Origin of the sequence: Chromobacterium subtsugae (assembly GCF_035919665.1) — a bacterium.
Classification (GTDB): Bacteria; Pseudomonadota; Gammaproteobacteria; order Burkholderiales; family Chromobacteriaceae; genus Chromobacterium; species Chromobacterium subtsugae.
The window spans coordinates 3,267,299-3,284,122 of the sequence record NZ_CP142381.1; the positions used below are offsets into that span (position 1 = coordinate 3,267,299).

At 66.8% G+C, this 16,824-nt stretch carries 23 protein-coding genes; 16 read left to right on the top strand and 7 right to left on the bottom strand.

Features of this window, described 5'->3' with window-relative positions:
• The first annotated feature begins 112 nt into the window (after positions 1-112).
• From phnG to U6115_RS15675, 7 genes are read left to right on the top strand one after another with little or no spacing between them, the layout of a single operon-like run.
• Positions 113-547: a phosphonate C-P lyase system protein PhnG gene (gene phnG / locus U6115_RS15645; RefSeq protein WP_043577614.1), complete on the top strand. Its 435-nt coding sequence runs from the start codon at positions 113-115 to the stop codon at positions 545-547.
• A 2-nt stretch (positions 548-549) separates the two neighbouring features.
• The gene (gene phnH / locus U6115_RS15650; protein ID WP_160309808.1) at positions 550-1,122 is read left to right on the top strand and encodes a phosphonate C-P lyase system protein PhnH; all 573 of its coding nucleotides are present in this window, start codon (positions 550-552) and stop codon (positions 1,120-1,122) included.
• Between the two features lie 4 nt (positions 1,123-1,126).
• A complete protein-coding gene (locus tag U6115_RS15655; protein WP_043577616.1) occupies positions 1,127-2,212 on the top strand; it encodes a carbon-phosphorus lyase complex subunit in 1,086 nt (361 codons plus the stop codon).
• The gene (locus tag U6115_RS15660; RefSeq protein WP_043577619.1) at positions 2,205-3,047 is read left to right on the top strand and encodes an alpha-D-ribose 1-methylphosphonate 5-phosphate C-P-lyase PhnJ; all 843 of its coding nucleotides are present in this window, start codon (positions 2,205-2,207) and stop codon (positions 3,045-3,047) included. Before U6115_RS15655 ends, U6115_RS15660 begins: the two co-directional genes overlap by 8 nt.
• On the top strand, positions 3,044-3,817 hold the full coding sequence (phnK, locus tag U6115_RS15665) for a phosphonate C-P lyase system protein PhnK (protein ID WP_043577621.1): 774 nt from the start codon (positions 3,044-3,046) through the stop codon (positions 3,815-3,817). The genes U6115_RS15660 and phnK overlap by 4 nt, the downstream gene beginning before the upstream one ends.
• 4 nt (positions 3,818-3,821) lie before the next feature.
• Complete coding sequence (phnL, locus tag U6115_RS15670; protein ID WP_043577623.1) at positions 3,822-4,529, top strand: phosphonate C-P lyase system protein PhnL; 708 nt, start codon at positions 3,822-3,824, stop codon at positions 4,527-4,529.
• Complete coding sequence (locus tag U6115_RS15675) at positions 4,526-5,662, top strand: alpha-D-ribose 1-methylphosphonate 5-triphosphate diphosphatase (RefSeq protein WP_043577626.1); 1,137 nt, start codon at positions 4,526-4,528, stop codon at positions 5,660-5,662. Before phnL ends, U6115_RS15675 begins: the two co-directional genes overlap by 4 nt.
• Before the next feature lie 134 nt (positions 5,663-5,796).
• Here the strand turns inward: U6115_RS15675 and U6115_RS15680 are convergent, their stop codons facing one another.
• On the bottom strand, positions 5,797-6,543 hold the full coding sequence (locus U6115_RS15680; protein ID WP_043577628.1) for a hypothetical protein: 747 nt from the start codon (positions 6,541-6,543) through the stop codon (positions 5,797-5,799).
• Positions 6,544-6,564: 21 nt separating this feature from the next.
• On the opposite strand from U6115_RS15680, the gene U6115_RS15685 reads away from it, so the two are divergent.
• The gene (locus U6115_RS15685) at positions 6,565-6,705 is read left to right on the top strand and encodes a hypothetical protein (RefSeq protein WP_155294750.1); all 141 of its coding nucleotides are present in this window, start codon (positions 6,565-6,567) and stop codon (positions 6,703-6,705) included.
• A gap of 126 nt (positions 6,706-6,831) precedes the next feature.
• Here U6115_RS15685 and U6115_RS15690 read toward each other — a convergent pair whose 3' ends face one another.
• On the bottom strand, positions 6,832-7,503 hold the full coding sequence (locus U6115_RS15690; RefSeq protein ID WP_043577631.1) for a DAPG hydrolase family protein: 672 nt from the start codon (positions 7,501-7,503) through the stop codon (positions 6,832-6,834).
• Between the two features lie 95 nt (positions 7,504-7,598).
• Here U6115_RS15690 and U6115_RS15695 point away from each other — a divergent pair, with 95 nt between their 5' ends.
• On the top strand, positions 7,599-8,261 hold the full coding sequence (locus tag U6115_RS15695; protein WP_047236815.1) for a TetR/AcrR family transcriptional regulator: 663 nt from the start codon (positions 7,599-7,601) through the stop codon (positions 8,259-8,261).
• Here U6115_RS15695 and U6115_RS15700 read toward each other — a convergent pair.
• The 4 genes from U6115_RS15700 to U6115_RS15715 all read right to left on the bottom strand — a co-directional run bounded on the left by U6115_RS15700 (position 8,258) and on the right by U6115_RS15715 (position 10,522).
• Positions 8,258-8,389, bottom strand: coding sequence for a hypothetical protein (locus U6115_RS15700; protein WP_255361891.1), 132 nt, complete (start codon positions 8,387-8,389; stop codon positions 8,258-8,260). The two genes, U6115_RS15695 and U6115_RS15700, sit on opposite strands and share 4 nt — an antisense overlap.
• A 21-nt stretch (positions 8,390-8,410) precedes the next feature.
• Positions 8,411-9,385 (bottom strand): GNAT family N-acetyltransferase, encoded by a 975-nt coding sequence (locus U6115_RS15705; RefSeq protein WP_080770276.1) that lies wholly within the window; start codon positions 9,383-9,385, stop codon positions 8,411-8,413.
• Between the two features lies 1 nt (position 9,386).
• Positions 9,387-9,569, bottom strand: a complete 183-nt coding sequence (locus U6115_RS15710) for a hypothetical protein (RefSeq protein WP_146008472.1) — start codon at positions 9,567-9,569, stop codon at positions 9,387-9,389.
• Between the two features lie 77 nt (positions 9,570-9,646).
• Positions 9,647-10,522, bottom strand: a complete 876-nt coding sequence (locus U6115_RS15715; protein WP_157889266.1) for an EAL domain-containing protein — start codon at positions 10,520-10,522, stop codon at positions 9,647-9,649.
• Between the two features lie 206 nt (positions 10,523-10,728).
• Here U6115_RS15715 and U6115_RS15720 point away from each other — a divergent pair, with 206 nt between their 5' ends.
• The 5 genes from U6115_RS15720 (at position 10,729) to U6115_RS15740 (ending at position 15,641) form a co-directional block, all read left to right on the top strand.
• On the top strand, positions 10,729-11,730 hold the full coding sequence (locus tag U6115_RS15720) for a sulfate ABC transporter substrate-binding protein (RefSeq protein ID WP_047236813.1): 1,002 nt from the start codon (positions 10,729-10,731) through the stop codon (positions 11,728-11,730).
• Between the two features lie 162 nt (positions 11,731-11,892).
• Positions 11,893-12,759 (top strand): sulfate ABC transporter permease subunit CysT, encoded by an 867-nt coding sequence (gene cysT, locus U6115_RS15725; protein WP_043577636.1) that lies wholly within the window; start codon positions 11,893-11,895, stop codon positions 12,757-12,759.
• Positions 12,756-13,634 carry a sulfate ABC transporter permease subunit CysW gene (gene cysW, locus U6115_RS15730; protein ID WP_043577638.1) on the top strand — a complete coding sequence of 293 codons (879 nt, stop codon included), beginning with the start codon at positions 12,756-12,758 and terminating at the stop codon, positions 13,632-13,634. Before cysT ends, cysW begins: the two co-directional genes overlap by 4 nt.
• A 1-nt stretch (position 13,635) precedes the next feature.
• A complete protein-coding gene (locus U6115_RS15735; RefSeq protein WP_043577641.1) occupies positions 13,636-14,715 on the top strand; it encodes a sulfate/molybdate ABC transporter ATP-binding protein in 1,080 nt (359 codons plus the stop codon).
• On the top strand, positions 14,712-15,641 hold the full coding sequence (locus U6115_RS15740) for a CysB family HTH-type transcriptional regulator (RefSeq protein WP_047236811.1): 930 nt from the start codon (positions 14,712-14,714) through the stop codon (positions 15,639-15,641). Before U6115_RS15735 ends, U6115_RS15740 begins: the two co-directional genes overlap by 4 nt.
• Before the next feature lie 13 nt (positions 15,642-15,654).
• Here U6115_RS15740 and U6115_RS15745 read toward each other — a convergent pair whose 3' ends face one another.
• Positions 15,655-16,395: an FAD-dependent monooxygenase gene (locus tag U6115_RS15745; RefSeq protein ID WP_146008471.1), complete on the bottom strand. Its 741-nt coding sequence runs from the start codon at positions 16,393-16,395 to the stop codon at positions 15,655-15,657.
• Between U6115_RS15745 and U6115_RS15750 the strand changes: the two genes are divergently transcribed.
• Together U6115_RS15750 and U6115_RS15755 are read left to right on the top strand one after the other, a co-directional pair.
• On the top strand, positions 16,372-16,671 hold the full coding sequence (locus U6115_RS15750; RefSeq protein ID WP_197466027.1) for a helix-turn-helix transcriptional regulator: 300 nt from the start codon (positions 16,372-16,374) through the stop codon (positions 16,669-16,671). The two genes, U6115_RS15745 and U6115_RS15750, sit on opposite strands and share 24 nt — an antisense overlap.
• A 3-nt stretch (positions 16,672-16,674) precedes the next feature.
• Positions 16,675-16,809 (top strand): helix-turn-helix domain-containing protein, encoded by a 135-nt coding sequence (locus U6115_RS15755; protein WP_080509542.1) that lies wholly within the window; start codon positions 16,675-16,677, stop codon positions 16,807-16,809.
• Positions 16,810-16,824: the final 15 nt, after the last annotated feature.

Consider the following 16,824-nt stretch of genomic DNA (forward strand, 5'->3'; position numbering starts at 1 on the left):
AAAAACGTCACAAAACCTTCATCGCCGCATGCTGTTAATCCACCGCTGCTCGCCATTATCATGCATACGTCTATACGTTTATATGAATCTTTATTGAACCATGAGGCACACGATGGACACCTCCACCCGACAGCGCTGGCTGGGCGCGCTGGCCAACAGCCCGATGGAACGGCTGCAGGCCCTGCTGCCGCCGGCCCTGCCCGCCGCGCCGCGCTGGCTGCGCCGCGCCGAAACCGGCCTGATGATGCTGCAAGGCCGCAGCGGCGGCAGCGGCGCCCGCTTCAACCTCGGCGAGATCAGCGTCAGCCGCGCCAGCTGCGAGATAGACGGCCATATCGGCCACGGCTGGGTGCGCGGCGGCGACGGCCGCCATGCCGAGCTGATCGCCCAGGCCGACGCGCTGCTGCAGAATCCGGCCCGCCACGCGGAACTGATGGCAGCCTGGATCGCGCCGCTGGAGGCCGAGCTGGCCGAACGCCGCGCCGCCCGTTCGCGCGAGGCCGCCGCCAGCAAGGTGGAGTTTTTCACCATGGTGCGGGGGGAATGAAGATGTTGACCGCTTTTGCCCAGCCGGTGGATGACGCCCAGCAAACTTTCCGCATCTTGCTCAGCGCGATGGCGGAACCGCTGCAGCCGCGCGCGCTGCCGGTGTTGCCGCCGGCCCTGCCCGGCCTGAAAGCCTCCACCGCCGCCATGCTGTACACGCTGGCCGACCAGGAGGTGCGCGTCTGGCTGCCGGCGCTGCCGGACGAAACCATCTCCAGCCTGCGCTTCCACACCGGCATGCGCATGACCGATCTGCCGGAACAGGCGGACTTCATCGTCATCGCCGCCGGCATGCCGCTGCCGGATCTGATGAGCCTGAAGGCCGGCAGCGCCGAATACCCGGACCGCTCCGCCACGCTGCTGATCGAGGTGGCCAGCTTCGCTGAGGATCAGGTGGAAGGCAGCGGCCCCGGCTTCGCCATGCCGCGCCGTTTCGGCGCCGCCGGTTTGCCATCCGGCTTCTGGGCCGAATGGCAACGCAACCATGCCCGCTTCCCGCTGGGCGTGGACGCCATGCTGATTTCCGACACCCACATCGCCGGCCTGCCGCGCAGCGCCCGCATCCGCGAGGGTTGACACGATGTACGTAGCCGTAAAAGGCGGGGAAACCGCCATCGCCCGCTCTTGGGACTTGCTGGCCGCCGCGCGCCGCGGCGACGAGGCCGCGCCGGAGCTGAGCATCGCCCAAATCCGCCAACAGCTGCGCCTGGCCGTGGCCCGCGTGATGCAGGAAGGCTCGTTGTACGATGAGGAATTGGCCGCGTTGGCGTTGAAGCAGGCCAGCGGCGACAGCATCGAGGCGGTGTTCCTGCTGCGCGCCTTCCGCACCACGCTGCCGCGCTTCGGCCAGACGCTGCCGCTCAACACCGCCGCGATGCGGGTGCGCCGCCGCGTGTCCGGCACCTTCAAGGACGTGCCGGGCGGGCAGATCCTCGGCCCCACCGCCGACTACACCCAGCGCCTGCTGGACTTCGGCCTGATGGAAACCTCGCAAAAAGTCGAACTGGGACAGGCCGCCACGCCGCTGCCGGACGCGCTGCCCAGCGTGCTGCAGCTGCTGGACAGCGAGGGCCTGATCGAAACCGACCTGCCGGCCGACGGCGACCCGGAGCCGGTGGACCTGACCCGCGAGCCGCTGATGTTCCCCGCCGGCCGTCCGGCGCGGCTGCAGAACCTGGCCCGCGGCGACGAAGGCTGGCTATTGGGCCTCGCCTACTCCACCCAACGCGGCTACGCCGAGAGCCACCCCTTCGCCGGCGAAATCCGCATGGGCGAAGTCAGCGTGATGGTTTGCCCGGAGGAGCTGGGCTTCGAGATCGACATCGGCGAAATCACGCTGACCGAATGCCAGATGATCAACCAGTTCGCCGGCAGCAAGAGCGCGCCGCCGCAATTCACTCGCGGCTACGGCCTGAGCTTCGGCGAGGCCGAACGCAAGGCGATGGCGATGGCGCTGGTGGACCGCAGCCTGCGCGCGGAAGAGTTGGGCGAAACCGCCCACGCGCCAGCCCAGCAGCCGGAGTTCGTGCTGTATCACAGCGACAATGTCGAAGCCTCCGGCTTCGTCCAGCACCTGAAGCTGCCGCATTACGTGGACTTCCAGGCCGAGCTGGCGCTGATCCGCCAGCTGCGCGCCGCCGCCGACCAGGAGAAGGCCGATGACTGACGCCCGCAACGACCGCTACAACTTCGGTTTCCTCGACGAAAACACCAAGCGCATGCTGCGCCGCGGCCTCTTGAAAGCCGTGGCGATCCCCGGCTACCAGGTGCCGTTCGGCAGCCGCGAAATGCCGCTGCCCTATGGCTGGGGCACCGGCGGCATCCAGGTGACGGCCAGCGTGATCGGCCGCGACGACGTGCTGAAGGTCATCGACCAGGGGGCCGACGACACCACCAACGCCGTCAACATCCGCCGCTTCTTCGGCCGCGTGGCCGGCGTGGCCACCACTACGGCCACTCGCGACGCGACGCTGATCCAGACCCGCCACCGCATCCCGGAAACGCCGCTTAAGCCCGGCCAGATCATGATCTTCCAGGTACCGGAGCCGGAGCCGCTGCGCACGCTGGAGGCCAGCGAGGTGGAAACCCGCAAGCTGCACGCGCACCAGGAATACGGCCTGATGCACGTCAAGCTGTACGAGGACATCGCCCGCTTCGGCCACATCGCCACCAGCTACGACTACCCGGTGATGGTGAATGGCCGCTACCTGGCCTCGCCGTCGCCGATCCCGAAGTTCGACAACCCCAAGCTGGACAGGAGCCCGGCGCTGCTGCTATTCGGCGCCGGCCGCGAAAAGCGCCTGTACGCGATTCCGCCCTACACCAAGGTGGAAAGCCTGGCCTTCGACGACCATCCGTTTACGGCCCAAAGCTGGGAGCAAGGCTGCGCGCTGTGCGGTTCGCATGACAGCTACTTGGACGAAATCGTCACCGACGATGCCGGCAGCCGGCTATTCGTCTGCTCCGATACCGACTACTGCCAGCGGGAGACACAAGCATGATGGCGCCCATTCTTACCGTGAGCGGGCTGAGCAAGGACTACGGCAACGGCCAGGGCTGCTTCGATGTCAATTTCGAGCTGTATCCGGGCGAGGTGCTGTGCATCGTCGGCGAATCCGGCTCCGGCAAATCGACGCTGCTGTCCACGTTGGCCGGCCGCCTGGCCGCCGACGCCGGCAGCGTGCGCTTCGCCGACCGCGACGGCGCCCAACACGAACTGGTCTGCCTGCCCGAGGCCGAGCGCCGCCGGCTGGCGCGCAGCGAATGGGGCTTCGTCACCCAGCACGCCCGCGACGGCCTGCGCATGGGCGTCTCCGCCGGCGCCAATGTCAGCGAGCGGCTGATGGCGCTGGGCCAGCGCCACTACGGCCGGCTGCGGCAAACCGCCGGCGACTGGCTGGAAAAAGTGGAGATAGACCGCGCGCGGCTGGATGACAAGCCGTCGGCCTTCTCCGGCGGCATGCAGCAGCGGCTGCAGATCGCCCGCAATCTGGTGACCCAGCCGCGGCTGGTGTTCATGGACGAGCCCACCGGCGGCCTGGACGTGTCGGTGCAGGCGCGCTTCCTCGACCTGACCCGCCGCCTGGTGCGCGATGCCGGCATCGCCGTCATCATGGTGACGCACGATCTGGGCGTGGCGCGGTTGTTGGCGCAGCGCACGCTGGTGATGCAGAAGGGCCGCGTGGTGGAAGCCGGCCTGACCGACCAGATACTCGACGACCCGCAGCACCCGTACAGCCAGTTGCTGGTGTCTTCCATCCTGCAGGCCTGAAATCATGAATCTATTGATAGACGCGCAAAACCTGAGCAAGACCTTCACGCTGCACCAGCAAGGCGGGCTGCGGCTGCCGGTGCTGACCGACGTTTCGCTACAAGCGGCCGCCGGCGAATGCGTGGCGCTTGCCGGCCCGTCCGGCGCCGGCAAAAGCACGCTCTTGAAGGCGCTGTACGCCAACTATCTGGTCGATGGCGGCCGCATCGGCGTGTTCCACCAGGGCGCATGGGTCGACATGGCCCGCGCGCTGCCGCATGAAATCGCCGCCGTGCGCCGCCACACGCTGGGCTATGTCAGCCAGTTTTTGCGGGTGATCCCGCGGGTGTCGGCGCTGGACATCGTCGCCGAGCCGCTGCGCGAATGGGGCGCCGCCGACGCCGAGGCGCGGCTGGCGGCCGGCGAATGGCTGGCGCGGCTGAACATCGCAGAGCGCTTGTGGAGCCTGCCGCCAGCCACCTTCTCCGGCGGCGAGCAGCAGCGCGTCAACATCGCGCGCGGCATGATCGCGCCGCGGCCGATACTGCTGCTGGACGAGCCGACGGCATCCCTCGACGCCGCCAACCGCGACGTGGTCGTACAATTGATGCGCGAGGCGCTGGCCCGCGGCGCGGCCTTGGTCGGCATCTTCCACGACGCCCCCACCCGCGACGCCATCGCCAGCCGCGTGTTCCAGGTACCGCTGGCGCAACAAACGGAAACCGCAGCATGAAACAAGTACTGAACCACGCCCGCATCGTGCTGGCCGACCGCGTGATCGAAAACGGCGCGCTGGAGATCGAGAACGGTTTGATCGCCGCCATCCACGAACAACCGCTGCCCGAAGGCGAAGACCTGGCCGGCGCGCTGCTGCTGCCTGGCTTGGTGGAGATCCACACCGACAATCTGGAAAAACACCTGATGCCGCGCAACGGCGTGCTGTGGCCTACCCTGCCAGCCGTCATCACTCACGACGCCCAATGCGTGGCCGCCGGCATCACCACGGTGCTGGACGCGCTGTCGGTGGGCGATCTGGAAGGCGACAGCGTGCGGCTGGACACGCTGCACAGCGCCTTCGCCGCCATCAACCAGGGCATGGACGAAGGCGCGCTGCGGGCCGAGCATTTCTTCCACTTGCGCTGCGAGCTGGCCTATCCGGGCCTGCTGGCCGAACTGGAACCGCTGATCGCCCATCCGGCGGTGAAGCTGGTGTCGGTGATGGACCACACGCCGGGCCAGCGCCAGTACCGCGACCTGGAACAATACAAAAAGTACTACGGCAAGAAAAAAGTAGGCTGGAACGAGGACACCTTCCTCGCCGCCGTGGAAGAGCGCAAGGCCAAGCAGGCCGAGTTCGCCAGCCGCCACAAGCAGGCGGTGGTGGAAATGGCAAAGGCGCGCGGCATCGCGCTGGCCAGCCACGACGACACCGACGCCGCCCACATAGACGAAGCGCTGCGCGACGGCGTGGCGATCTCGGAATTTCCCACCACATTGGAAGCGGCCCAAGCCGCCCGCGCGCATGGACTGCAAACGGTGATGGGCGCGCCCAATGTAGTGCGCGGCGCCTCCCACTCCGGCAATGTGGCGGCGTTGGAGCTGGCGCGGGCCGGCCTGCTGGATATCCTGTCGTCCGACTACGTGCCGGCCAGCCTGCTGCACGGCGCCTGGCTGCTGCACTCGCAAGCAGGCTGGGGCCTGCCGCGCGCCGTCGCCGCCGTCGGCCTCAACCCGGCGCGCTCGGTAGGTTTGAACGATCGCGGCGACATCGCCGTCGGCCAGCGCGCCGACCTGGTGGCGATGACCGTGCGCGGCGACGTGCCGCTGGTGCGAAAGGTGTGGAACGGCGGCCTAAGAGTATTCTGATTCCTCACATGGCTGAGGCATGCGCAAATCCGGCATGGCGGCCATGCCTAGCCCGCCTCGGCGCCCCGCCATCATCGTGAGCCAATGCTAGAACCCAGGGATGGAAGCCGGCCGCGGGCCGGCTTCTTCACGCTTTACTTCACCACCGCGGCAAAGATTCTGTCGGCGATCGCCTGCGCATCTTTTCCCAGCGCCTGATGGGTTTCCACGTAGGCCTCCTTCAAACCCGAAAACGTCATATAAGTCTGGCCATCGTCGTGAATCGTTTGCTTCCCACGATGCACCACTTCGCCGTTTATCTTCTGCAACACATACTCGGTCACCACTATCGACTTGTATGAGGCGGTGGCGGACTCCGCTCCATAGCCCAAAGTCGTCCGCAACACCAACACGGCGTTCTCATCGCTATCCGGCAGATTCGGCGTCTGGTCGAGCAACAATCTTTCGGCCTGCGGCCGCTTGATCTCCACCAGCCTCACGGTGCGCCCGGAGGCTGTGAGCATGTCCGCCAGTTTTTTCGCCTGCGCCAAATCGATATCGTTATCGCCATCCAAACTGTTCATCAGTTTGGAAAACTCCTCGCTGCGCGCGACGGTTCTGTCCTTCGCCGTCGCCCTGCTGGCTGCCTCGGCTCCCAAAGACGCCAGCAAGCCTACTACGCCGAACAAACCTCCCACTTGCAATCCACTCGAACCGCCCAGGTCCATTACGCCGTAATCCGCTTTATGGTAGTAGATGTCGATATTTTTGATTGCAGCCGCGCTGCTGGCTTGCGCAAGGTATTTATTTTTGCGCGGTTTCTTCGCGCTTGAGCAGCCGCTCATCGAGGACGCCGCGATAACCAGCGCCATCACGCCGCACACTAATTTTTTCGATTCCATTTCACGCCTATCCAAATAAAAATGGCCATCGACATTCCTGCATGCGACGGCCATTCGGTTTCTTCTCTTTATTCAAAAACCGGCTATAAAATCGCCTGGGGATATTCTATGTTCTGCCGCCAGAGCAAACCATCCAAAAAAAAACCACTTGCCGGCATCTGAGCAACACCCGTCACCCTAAACACGGTTACGCCGTGGCATGCCGGATGGCCACAAGAATAGAAAAAACCAGCCACGCCCATATCGCACTTGGATTAGCGAGCCGCAGCGGCAAGGCAGAACGCCTCTTCACCACGCCAGCGGCCCCTTCTCGCCGTTGGCGTGCTCGCCGTAGTACAGCGAAGGCAGGAAACGCGCCAGGCTGCTGAACTCGTTGTAGCAATGCTGCATCAGCCCCAGGCCCAGCTCGTCCGGCACCGGCGCTTCTCCGCCCAGCACGAAGCGGCTGCGCAGCACCGCGCCCTGCGGCTTGTCGCGCGCCAGGTGGATCATCTCGCCGTCCAGCGGGTCGCCATCGGCCGCCAAACGGGGCTCGTCGCCGAAGGCGACGCGGGCGCACACCACTCCGGACACCCTCTGCTCGCGCCTGGCCTGCGCCAGCGCGTCGGGCGAGAAAAAATCTTCCGGCTCGTGAAACTTCAGCGTCGCCGTGACCGGCGGAAAGTCGCCCAGCGACTCTTCCGCGCGCACGCAGGCGCCGATGTAGGACTCGCCTCGTTTCCAGCGCCCGTCCCAGCCATGCATCCGGAGATGGTCGTGCGGATGCCACCAGCGAATATGCTGGGTGGTCTCGAAAAACTTGAACCACCACTCCAGCATCCTGCCGGCGCAGCCCGGCAGCTCGGTTCTCACCGCCACCAGCAGCCGGCCGTCGTCCAGCCGGCGGATGCCGGTTTCCAAAGGCAGCGGCCGCGATGACAGTAGTTCGTCATGACTGGATATCCGATTCTGGGCGTTCACAGTACACTCCTCGCTGTTTGACCGTTCTGGCCGCGCGAATGCGCGATCAATTAAGAAACGGTTAACGTTTCCATATTCAAACAACATGAGAACCCATGTCAAGTCCGCTTGATTCCCCCCCCCGCGCCCCCGCCCGTCCGCGCGGCCGCCCCGCCTTGTCCGCAGAGACGCTGCGCCATCAGGTATTGCAGGCCGCGACCGCGCTGCTGCTGAACGATGGCTATCCGGCATTGAGCATAGAGGCGGTGGCCAAACGCGCCGGGGTGGCCAAAAAGACGGTGTACCGTTTCGCCGACAATCGGGAACAACTGCTGGCGGCCATCGTCGACGACTGGACTGCCGGACTGGCCCGCGCGGTGGAAACGCCGGAGGACGAGGGAAAGGATTTGCCGCATGCGCTGGAAGCGCTGCTGCTGGCCATCGCCGAACGGGTGCTGTCGGCGGAGGCGGTAGGCATGTTCAAACTGCTGAGCAACGACTTCCCCGGCCGCGAGCAGGCGCTGGAATCGTACGCTCAACACGGCATCCGCCGCAGCGCGGCGCTGCTGGCCGACTGGCTGGCCGAACGCCAGCGCCGCGGCCAGCTGCGCGTGGATCATCCGGCGAGCTGCGCCGAGCTGCTGCTGGCGATGGCCATTGCCGAGCCGCTGCGGCAAAGAGTGCTGGGACTGGCCGCGCCCGGCGTCGACGCGGCGCTGCAAGGCTGGATCCGAGCGGCGGCGCGCCTGGGCTACCAGGGCATGCGGTCTGCCGACTAAGAGGTGGCGACCGCCGCAGCCTGGTTCAACTCGTCTGCGGTGGCCGGCTCGAACTGCGCCTCCATCGCGTCGAACATCGCCGGCGTCACTTCGATTGCGTCATCGAATCGGCCTTTCCCAAAGAACAATGCCGCCCGCAGGCGGCGGGGTCAGCGCTTGAACAGCGCCATGCCTTCCGAACGCGGCGCGGTCGGCTCAAACCCGAACTGCGCATACAAATGCTTGGCGTCGCCGTCGGCGATCAGGCTGATGTAGGCGCTGACCGGCAATTCGCGGTCGATGTGGCCGCGGATGGCCGCCATGATGCGCTTGCCCAGCCCCCGCCCCTGATGCGCCGGCAGCACCGCGATGTCCACCACTTGGTAGAAGCTGCCGCCGTCGCCTATCAGCCGGCCCATGCCAACCACCTCCTCGCCACACCGCACTTGCACCGCATACGCGGTGCCGGCCAGGCCGAGCCGGGCGGCTTCCTCGGTCTTGGGGCTGAGGCCGGATTCGGCGCGCAGGCGGCGATAGGTGTCGACATCCGGCGCGGCCTCGATCAAGGCGTAATCATCGCGGTTCGGAATGGAAGCCGGCGCGGCGGCGGACGATGAGAAAACCAGCGGACGCTGCATCAGCACTTCGTCCAGACAGCGGCCATCGAGCATGACCGCGCCGGGAATCAGGCCCACGCGGCGGAAGCCGAACGCCTGGTACAAGGCCTTGGCCGGCGCGTTTTCCGCATGCACCGCCAGCTCCAGCGACAGCAGCCCCGGCAGCGTCGCCGCCTCGTCCAGCAACGCCTGCAGCAACGCGCGCGCGACTCCCTGGCCGCGATGCGCCGGCAGGGTGAACACGCCCTGCACCGTGGCGCGGTGGCGGATCTTGGCGCGGCCGTCGCGCCGCAGGGCGGCGACGCCGGCCAGCTCGCCGCCGATGAAAGCGCCCACCGCCCGCTGCGTGTCGCCAGCCGTGATCTGGCCGGCGATCTCGCTATCGGACAAAGCGGCGATTTCAGCCGCGTCGGCATGGATGGCCGCCGGATCGTGAGTGGCCGCCGCGATGCGCACCGCGCGGTAGGCTTCGGCATCGGCGGCGTTCAACAAACGCACCGCCACGCGGCTGTCAGTCGCGCCCGCCATGCTAGTTCTGCTCGCCAGCGGCCACGCAGGCGAAGCTGCCAGCGCTGACCGACTTGACCTTGCCCGCGCCGCACGTCTTCAACGCCTGATCTGCCGTTTTTTGCAATTGCGCCGCGTCGCGGTAGCCGTCGGTGTTGCCGATCACGCAGCCGGACAAGCACGCCGCGGCAAAAAAACCTGCCAATGACTTCCCCACGATTGCCCCCTAGGTTCACGCCGCCCAGCCAGGGCGCCGTGAAATTGGTTTGGAATCGCGACAGTCTAAGCGTTAATGACATTCAAATCCATCAGCTGCGCGGCTTTCTGCCGCCGCAGCCGTTCCGACAGCAGCGGGCCGGACAGATGCTCGGCGCCCATCTGCTGCGCCAGGCCCAGCATGTTCTGACAGACGATGTCCTCCACCGCCAGCGCGTAGCCCTGCTCCACCAGCTGCGGCACTAGTTGCAGCAGGCGGTCGCGCACTTGCGGATACATGATGGCCCGGCTCATGAAGCGCGGCGCCAGCGACAGGAAATCCGGCTCCAGCCGCCACAACCGCAGCAGGTCCTCGCCGCATTCGCCGAAATCGCCCAGGCCCACCCGATGGCCCAGCTGGCGGTAGCGCCGCAGCAAGGACAAGCCCAACTCGCTGGTCTTGTCATTGAGAAACAGCAGCAGCGGCGCCTGGCGGGCGGGAAACTCCAGCACCTCCAGCAGGCGCGCGGTGAAATCGACGATGCGGTCGCTGTAGGCGTGGCAGATGCGCGGGTCCACGTCTATGCGCAGCGGCAGGTGGCGGCCGTTGCGGCCCAGATGGTTGACCAGGTGCAGGGTGCGGATCAGCTTGAGCAAGGCCACCGCCTTGCTTTCCGCGTAATTCATCGCAAACAGCCAATTGGCCGGCAAAGCCTGGCCAAACTGGCCGAAAATACGCAGCCTGGCGGCATATTGCAGCAATTGACAGCGATCGTCGCGCAGGCGCGCCTGAGGAAAGAAACTGCTGCTCAACCACCAGCCGTCGAAGCTGGCGAACACTTCCTGCTCGTTCCACTGCAGCCTGGCCTCCACCCCCTCCTGCTGCAAGAACTGCTGGCAGGCAGCGAGGACGGCGGGGGAAAAACCTGGGGGAAGCTGCTTGGCGGGCTTGAATCGTTTCATGGCCGGACCCGGATGAGTTGGACTGGCGCTAATATAGGCCCGGACTTGACGCTGGAATATATTGTTTCCTGATAAGGCTATCAGCTTTACAGAAATGACAGCCTTTTCTGGAATTCTCATATCAATTGCAGATTTTCTTGGTTCCCGCCCGCCCGGCCCGGCCCCACAGTGTGGCGATCATTCAAAAAGTCCATACAGGAACCGCCATGCGCCTGCGCCCCTTGCACCAACTCGCCCTTGCCCTGCTGTTCGCCGGCAGCGCCTCCGCTTTTGCCGACGTCACCCTGCTCAACGTCTCCTACGATCCGACGCGCGAGCTGTACCAGGAATTCAACGCCTCGTTCGCCAAGTACTGGAAGGCCAAGACCGGCGAAACCGTCACCATCAAGCAGTCGCACGGCGGCTCCGGCAAGCAGGCGCGCTCGGTGATAGACGGGCTGGACGCCGATGTGGTGACGCTGGCGCTGGCCTACGACATCGACGAAATCTCCAGCCAGGCCAAGTCCATCGCCCCCAACTGGCAGCAGCGGCTGCCCAACAACGCGTCGCCGTATTCGTCCACCATCGTGTTCCTGGTGCGCAAGGGCAATCCCAAGCGCATCAAGGACTGGAACGACTTGGTGAAGCCCGGCGTGGAAGTGGTGACGCCGAACCCGAAAACCGGCGGCGGCGCGCGCTGGAACTACCTGGCGGCCTGGGGCTACGCGCTGAAGCAACCGGGCGGCAACGACGCCAAGGCCAAAGACTTCGTCAAGAAACTGTACGGCAACGTCAAGGTGCTGGACTCCGGCGCGCGCGGCTCGCTGATCACCTTCACCCAGCGCGGCATCGGCGACGTGCTGCTGTCGTGGGAAAACGAGGCCTATCTCGCCACCCGCGAGCTTGGCCCGGACAAATTCGACATCGTCACCCCATCCCTCTCCATCCTGGCCGAGCCGCCGGTCAGCGTGGTGGACAAGGTGGTGGACAAGCGCGGCACCCGCAAGGCGGCGGAAGCTTACCTGAAATACCTGTACAGCCCGGAAGGCCAGAACCTGGCCGCCAAACACTACTACCGCCCGCGCGACCCGCAGGTGGCGGCCAAGTACGCCGGCCAGTTCAGCAAGGTGAAGCTGTTCACCATAGACCAGACCTTCGGCGGCTGGCAGAAGGCGCAGAAGGTCCACTTCGCCGACGGCGGCGTGTTCGACCAGATCATCGCCCGCTGAAACCGCGCGCTCTCCCGCAACCGCCCGCCGCCCGCGCCGGGCGGTTTTGTTTGGCCGCCGCTCCGCTTTGCATAATATTGAATAAGCATTGAATAAATACTTATTTTCAGAATAAGACTGGCGAAGATATCGTTCATCCGGTTATATGAACCGGAATCCGCCATGCCAGCCAGTCCCGCCCTTCCTCCCGCCGCCCGGCCGCCGCGCGTCTTGCCCGGCTTCGGCCTGTCGCTGGGCTTCACGTTGAGCTACCTGTCGCTGCTGGTGCTGATTCCGCTTTCCGCCGTCATCCTGCGCGCCGGCAGCCAGCCCTGGGACAGCTTCTGGCAGGCGGCCACCGCCCCCCGGGTGCTGGCGTCCTACCGGCTGAGCTTCGGCATGGCCTTGCTGGCCGCCGTCGTCAACAGCGTGTTCGGCCTACTGCTGGCCTGGTCGCTGGCGCGCTACCGCTTTCCCGGCAAGCGGCTGGTCGATGCGCTGGTGGACCTGCCGTTCGCGCTGCCCACCGCGGTGGCCGGCATCGCGCTGACCGCGTTGTACGCCGGCAACGGCTGGCTGGGGCAATACCTGGAGCCGCTGGGCGTCAAGGTGGCCTTCGGCCCGCTGGGCGTGCTGGTGGCGCTGGTCTTCATCGGCCTGCCCTTCGTGGTGCGCACCGTGCAGCCGGTGCTGGAAGACCTGGAGACCGAACTGGAAGAAGCCGCCGCCTGCCTGGGCGCGCGCCGCTGGCAAGTGTTCCGCCACGTGATCCTGCCGGCGCTGCAGCCGGCGCTGCTCACCGGCTTCGCGCTGGCCTTCGCTCGCGCGGTCGGCGAATACGGCTCGGTGATCTTCATCGCCGGCAACATTCCCATGGTGTCGGAAATCACGCCGCTGATGATCATCAGCAAGCTGGAGCAGTTCGACTACGCCGGCGCCACCGCCATCGCCTCGGTGATGCTGGCGGCGTCCTTCCTGCTGCTGCTGGCGATCAACGGCCTGCAGTTCTGGAGCGCGCGCCGCCATGGCCGCGCGGGAGGCAGCCGATGAGCGCCGCCATCCCGCATCCGCGCGCGGCGTCCGACAAGGCCGCGCAGTTGGAGTCCCGCGCCGCCACCCGCGAATCGCGCGCCGTCAAATACGTGATCCTGACGCTGGCGCTGGGCTTCTTCGCCGTCTTCCTGCTGCTGCCGTTGTTCGTGGTGTTCGCCGAGGCGCTGTCCAAAGGCTGGAGCACCTACCTGACCGCGCTGGCCGAGCCCGACGCCCTGTCGGCGGTGCGCCTCACCCTGCTGGCGGCATTGATAGCGGTGCCGCTCAACCTGGTGTTCGGCGTGGCCGCGGCCTGGGCGGTCACCCGCTTCGACTTCCGCGGCAAACAATGGCTGATCACGCTGATCGACCTGCCGTTCTCGGTGTCGCCGGTGGTGGCCGGCCTGGTTTTCGTCCTGGTGTTCGGCAACCACGGCTGGCTGGGAAGCTGGCTGGCCGAATACGGGCTGAAGGTGATCTTCTCGGTGCCCGGCATCGTGCTGGCCACGCTGTTCGTCACCGTGCCCTTCGTCGCCCGCGAACTGATCCCGCTGCTGGAAGCGCAAGGCCGCGAGGAAGAGGAAGCCGCGGTGGTGCTGGGTGCGCGCGGCTGGCAGGTGCTGTGGCATGTCACCCTGCCGAATGTGCGCTGGGCGCTGCTATACGGCATCATTCTGAGCAATGCCCGCGCGATGGGCGAGTTCGGCGCGGTGTCGGTGGTGTCCGGCCACATCCGCGGCGAAACCAACACCCTGCCGCTGCACGTGGAAATTCTGTACAACGAATACAACTTCGCCGCCGCCTTCGCCGTGGCGTCCTTGCTGGCCATGCTGGCCCTGATCACGCTGGCGCTGAAAAGCTGGGTGGAATGGCGCAGCGTCAAGGAAAACTGAGATGAGCATACAGGTAAACCATATCCGCAAGGCCTTCGGCGCCTTCACCGCGCTGGACGATGTCAGCCTGCACTTCCCCGGCGGCGAGCTGGTGGCGTTGCTGGGCCCGTCCGGCTGCGGCAAAACCACGCTGCTGCGCATCATCGCCGGCCTGGAGCAGGCCGACGCCGGCCAAGTGCTGCTGGACGGCGCCGACGCCTCCGCCACCCATGTGCGCGAACGCCAGGTGGGCTTCGTGTTCCAGCACTACGCGCTATTCCGCCACATGAGCGTGTTCGACAACGTCGCCTTCGGCCTGAGGATGAAGCCGCGGCGCGAGCGCCCGTCCGAAGCCGACATCGCCCGCAAGGTGCATGAGCTGCTGGAGCTGGTGCAGCTGGATTGGCTGGCCGACCGTTTCCCCGCCCAGCTGTCCGGCGGCCAGCGCCAGCGCATCGCCCTGGCCCGCGCGCTGGCGGTGGAGCCGCGCGTGCTGCTGCTGGACGAGCCGTTCGGCGCGCTGGACGCCAAGGTGCGCAAGGAGCTGCGCCGCTGGCTGCGCAAGCTGCACGATGAATTGCACATCACCTCCATCTTCGTCACCCACGATCAGGAAGAGGCGCTGGAAGTGGCTGACCGGGTGGTATTGATGAACCACGGCAAGGTGGAGCAGATCGGCGCGCCGGACGAGGTGTACCGCGCGCCGGCCAGCGCCTTCGTCTATGGCTTTCTCGGCAGCGCCAACCGCTTCGCCGGCCGCAGCCAAGCCGGCGGCATCGCGGTGGGCGCATCGCTGCTGGAGGCCGAGCACCAGCTGGCGCCCGGACAGGCGGTCCAGGCTTTCGTGCGCCCGCACGAATTGGCCATCCTGCCCGGCGCGGACGGCGCCGGCTTGCCGGCCGAGGTGCAACGCATCCTGACGCTGGGTGCGCTGTCGCGGATCGAGCTGGAGGGCCGCGGCGAGCTGACCGGCCAGCAGTTCGACGCCGAGCTGCCGGCCGACGACCCGCTGCTGGCGGAAATCGCCGTCGGGCAGCCGGTGCGGCTGCAGGCGCGCGGCGCCAGGGTTTTCGCCACCCCGACACAGGCAGGTGAAGCATGAACTTCCAGCAACTGCGCATCATCCGCGAAACCGTGCGCCAGGGCTTCAACCTGACCGAGGTGGCCAACGCGCTGTTCACTTCGCAGTCCGGCGTCAGCAAGCACATCAAGGACCTGGAGGACGAACTGGGCGTGGAGCTGTTCATCCGCAAGGGCAAGCGCTTCCTCGGCCTGACCGACCCCGGCAAGGAATTGCTGACCATCGTCGAGCGCATGCTGCTGGACGCCGGCAACATCAAGCGGCTGGCCGAGCAGTTCAGCCTGCGCGACGAAGGCCAGCTGACCATCGCCACCACCCACACCCAGGCGCGCTACGCGCTGCCGCAGGTGGTGACCGCCTTCAAGCGCGCCTTCCCGCGCGTGCACCTGGTGCTGCACCAGGCCAGCCCGGACGAGCTGGTGCGGCTGCTGCTGGCCGGCGAAGCGGACATCGGCATCGCCACCGAGGCAGTGACCGAGGTGCCGGAACTGGTGTCCTTCCCCTACTACAGCTGGAACCACTGCGTGATCGCGCCGCCCGAGCACCCGCTGCACCGGCAGGCGCTGACGCTGGAGACGCTGGCCGAATACCCTATCGTCACCTACCACCACGGTTTCACCGGCCGCGCCCGCATCGACAATGCCTTCGCCGAAGCCGGCCTCGCGCCCGACATCGTGATGGCGGCGCTGGACGCCGACGTGATCAAGACCTATGTCGAACTGGAGCTGGGCGTCGGCATCGTCGCCTCGATGGCGGTGGACCCGCAGCGCGACCACGGCGTCAAGGTGGTGGACGGCGAGCCGCTGTTCGGCCAGCAGACCAGCCGCATCGCCATCCGCCGCGGCCATTACCTGCGCAGCTACGCCTACCGCTTCATCGAACTGTGCGCGCCGGCGCTGGGCGAGAAGAGCGTGCGCCAGGCGCTGAGCCCGGCGGTGCAGGAATAAGCCAACCCGCGGCTCAGGCGCGCCGCAGCAGCCGTTCGGCGCCGGCCCGCGTCAGCGCCAGCGCTCGCTCGGCGCGCTGGCGCATGTCGGCTTCGTAGCGGACTACCGCCCGCCCGATATCGCCTTCGGCCAGGCATTGCGCCAGCATGGCGGCGTCGGCCAGCGCGGTGTTGGCGCCGACGCCGCCGGCCGGACTCATCGCGTGGATGGCGTCGCCCAGCACCGTCAGCCGGCCGGACGGCCAAGCCGGCACGCGCTCTGCCATCCGCACTTCCCGCCCGATGATGGCTGTCGCGTCGGTGGGCTCCAGCAAGGCGCGCAAGCTGGGATGCCAGCCGCGCGCCGCCGCTCTGACACGCTCCCGCAACGCCGCCGCGCCCTCGTCCGGCGGCAGACGGCCGCCTAGGCTGGCTTCCCGCCCGAACAGCGCCCAGTAGATATAATCGTCGACCGGACTCGGCCGGCACGCCGGCATTGGCGCGCGAAAGCGCATCGGCTCGACCACCAGCGTGCAGCCGTCGGCGAAAACGATGGTCGGCCCGCGCAGCAGATCGGCGTCGAAATCATCGGCGCAAGCCATCCGCGCTTTGCCGTACAGATTCAGCGCGCCGGTCGCCGGCGGTTCCGCCAGCGGCAGCCATTGCCGGCGCAAGGCCGAATGCAGGCCGTCCGCCGCCACCGCCAGCGCCGCCGGATATGTCTGGCCGTCCTGCCGTTGCTGCAGGCGCTGGTGCGGCTGGCCGCCTGCTGGCATCCTGCCGCTCCGCAATCGCCGGAGCAGCAGCGCATCATCGACGTCATCGTCGACGAAATCCGCCAGGCGCCGCGGCAGGAACTGCACCTGCCGATGCCGGCCGACCCGCGGCTGCGCCGCATCGCCGCCGCCATCCTGGCCGCCCCCGCCGCCGACCGTTCCACCGATGAATGGGCCAGCCTCGGCGCGCTGTCCGGCCGCAGCTTGCGCCGGCTGATCCAAGCCGACACCGGCATGAGCTTTTCGCGCTGGCGGCAACAAGCGCAACTGGTATAGGCGATGGAGCAGCTGGCGTCGGGCAAAACCGTCGCCCAGGTGTCGGACGCGCTGGGCTACGCCTCGCCCAGCAACTTCATCGCCATGTTCCGCCGCGCGCTGGGCGCGCCGCCGGCGCAATACCTGGCTTCCCGTTGAAACCCGCCGCGCGGC

Bases quoted from the DNA above. Each gene is read 5' to 3' on its own strand.
- U6115_RS15685 (WP_155294750.1), top strand. From the start codon at position 6,565: ATGGCCATCGACATTCCTGCATGCGACGGCCATTCGGTTTCTTCTCTT.
- phnG (WP_043577614.1), top strand. From the start codon at position 113: ATGGACACCTCCACCCGACAGCGCTGGCTGGGCGCGCTGGCCAACAGC.
- U6115_RS15695 (WP_047236815.1), top strand. From the start codon at position 7,599: ATGTCAAGTCCGCTTGATTCCCCCCCCCGCGCCCCCGCCCGTCCGCGC.
- phnH (WP_160309808.1), top strand. From the start codon at position 550: ATGTTGACCGCTTTTGCCCAGCCGGTGGATGACGCCCAGCAAACTTTC.
- U6115_RS15660 (WP_043577619.1), top strand. From the start codon at position 2,205: ATGACTGACGCCCGCAACGACCGCTACAACTTCGGTTTCCTCGACGAA.
- cysT (WP_043577636.1), top strand. From the start codon at position 11,893: ATGCCAGCCAGTCCCGCCCTTCCTCCCGCCGCCCGGCCGCCGCGCGTC.
- cysW (WP_043577638.1), top strand. From the start codon at position 12,756: ATGAGCGCCGCCATCCCGCATCCGCGCGCGGCGTCCGACAAGGCCGCG.
- U6115_RS15715 (WP_157889266.1), bottom strand. From the start codon at position 10,522: ATGAAACGATTCAAGCCCGCCAAGCAGCTTCCCCCAGGTTTTTCCCCC.
- phnK (WP_043577621.1), top strand. From the start codon at position 3,044: ATGATGGCGCCCATTCTTACCGTGAGCGGGCTGAGCAAGGACTACGGC.
- U6115_RS15705 (WP_080770276.1), bottom strand. From the start codon at position 9,385: ATGGCGGGCGCGACTGACAGCCGCGTGGCGGTGCGTTTGTTGAACGCC.
- phnL (WP_043577623.1), top strand. From the start codon at position 3,822: ATGAATCTATTGATAGACGCGCAAAACCTGAGCAAGACCTTCACGCTG.
- U6115_RS15655 (WP_043577616.1), top strand. From the start codon at position 1,127: ATGTACGTAGCCGTAAAAGGCGGGGAAACCGCCATCGCCCGCTCTTGG.
- U6115_RS15720 (WP_047236813.1), top strand. From the start codon at position 10,729: ATGCGCCTGCGCCCCTTGCACCAACTCGCCCTTGCCCTGCTGTTCGCC.
- U6115_RS15755 (WP_080509542.1), top strand. From the start codon at position 16,675: ATGGAGCAGCTGGCGTCGGGCAAAACCGTCGCCCAGGTGTCGGACGCG.
- U6115_RS15675 (WP_043577626.1), top strand. From the start codon at position 4,526: ATGAAACAAGTACTGAACCACGCCCGCATCGTGCTGGCCGACCGCGTG.
- U6115_RS15680 (WP_043577628.1), bottom strand. From the start codon at position 6,543: ATGGAATCGAAAAAATTAGTGTGCGGCGTGATGGCGCTGGTTATCGCG.
- U6115_RS15735 (WP_043577641.1), top strand. From the start codon at position 13,636: ATGAGCATACAGGTAAACCATATCCGCAAGGCCTTCGGCGCCTTCACC.
- U6115_RS15745 (WP_146008471.1), bottom strand. From the start codon at position 16,395: ATGCCAGCAGGCGGCCAGCCGCACCAGCGCCTGCAGCAACGGCAGGAC.
- U6115_RS15740 (WP_047236811.1), top strand. From the start codon at position 14,712: ATGAACTTCCAGCAACTGCGCATCATCCGCGAAACCGTGCGCCAGGGC.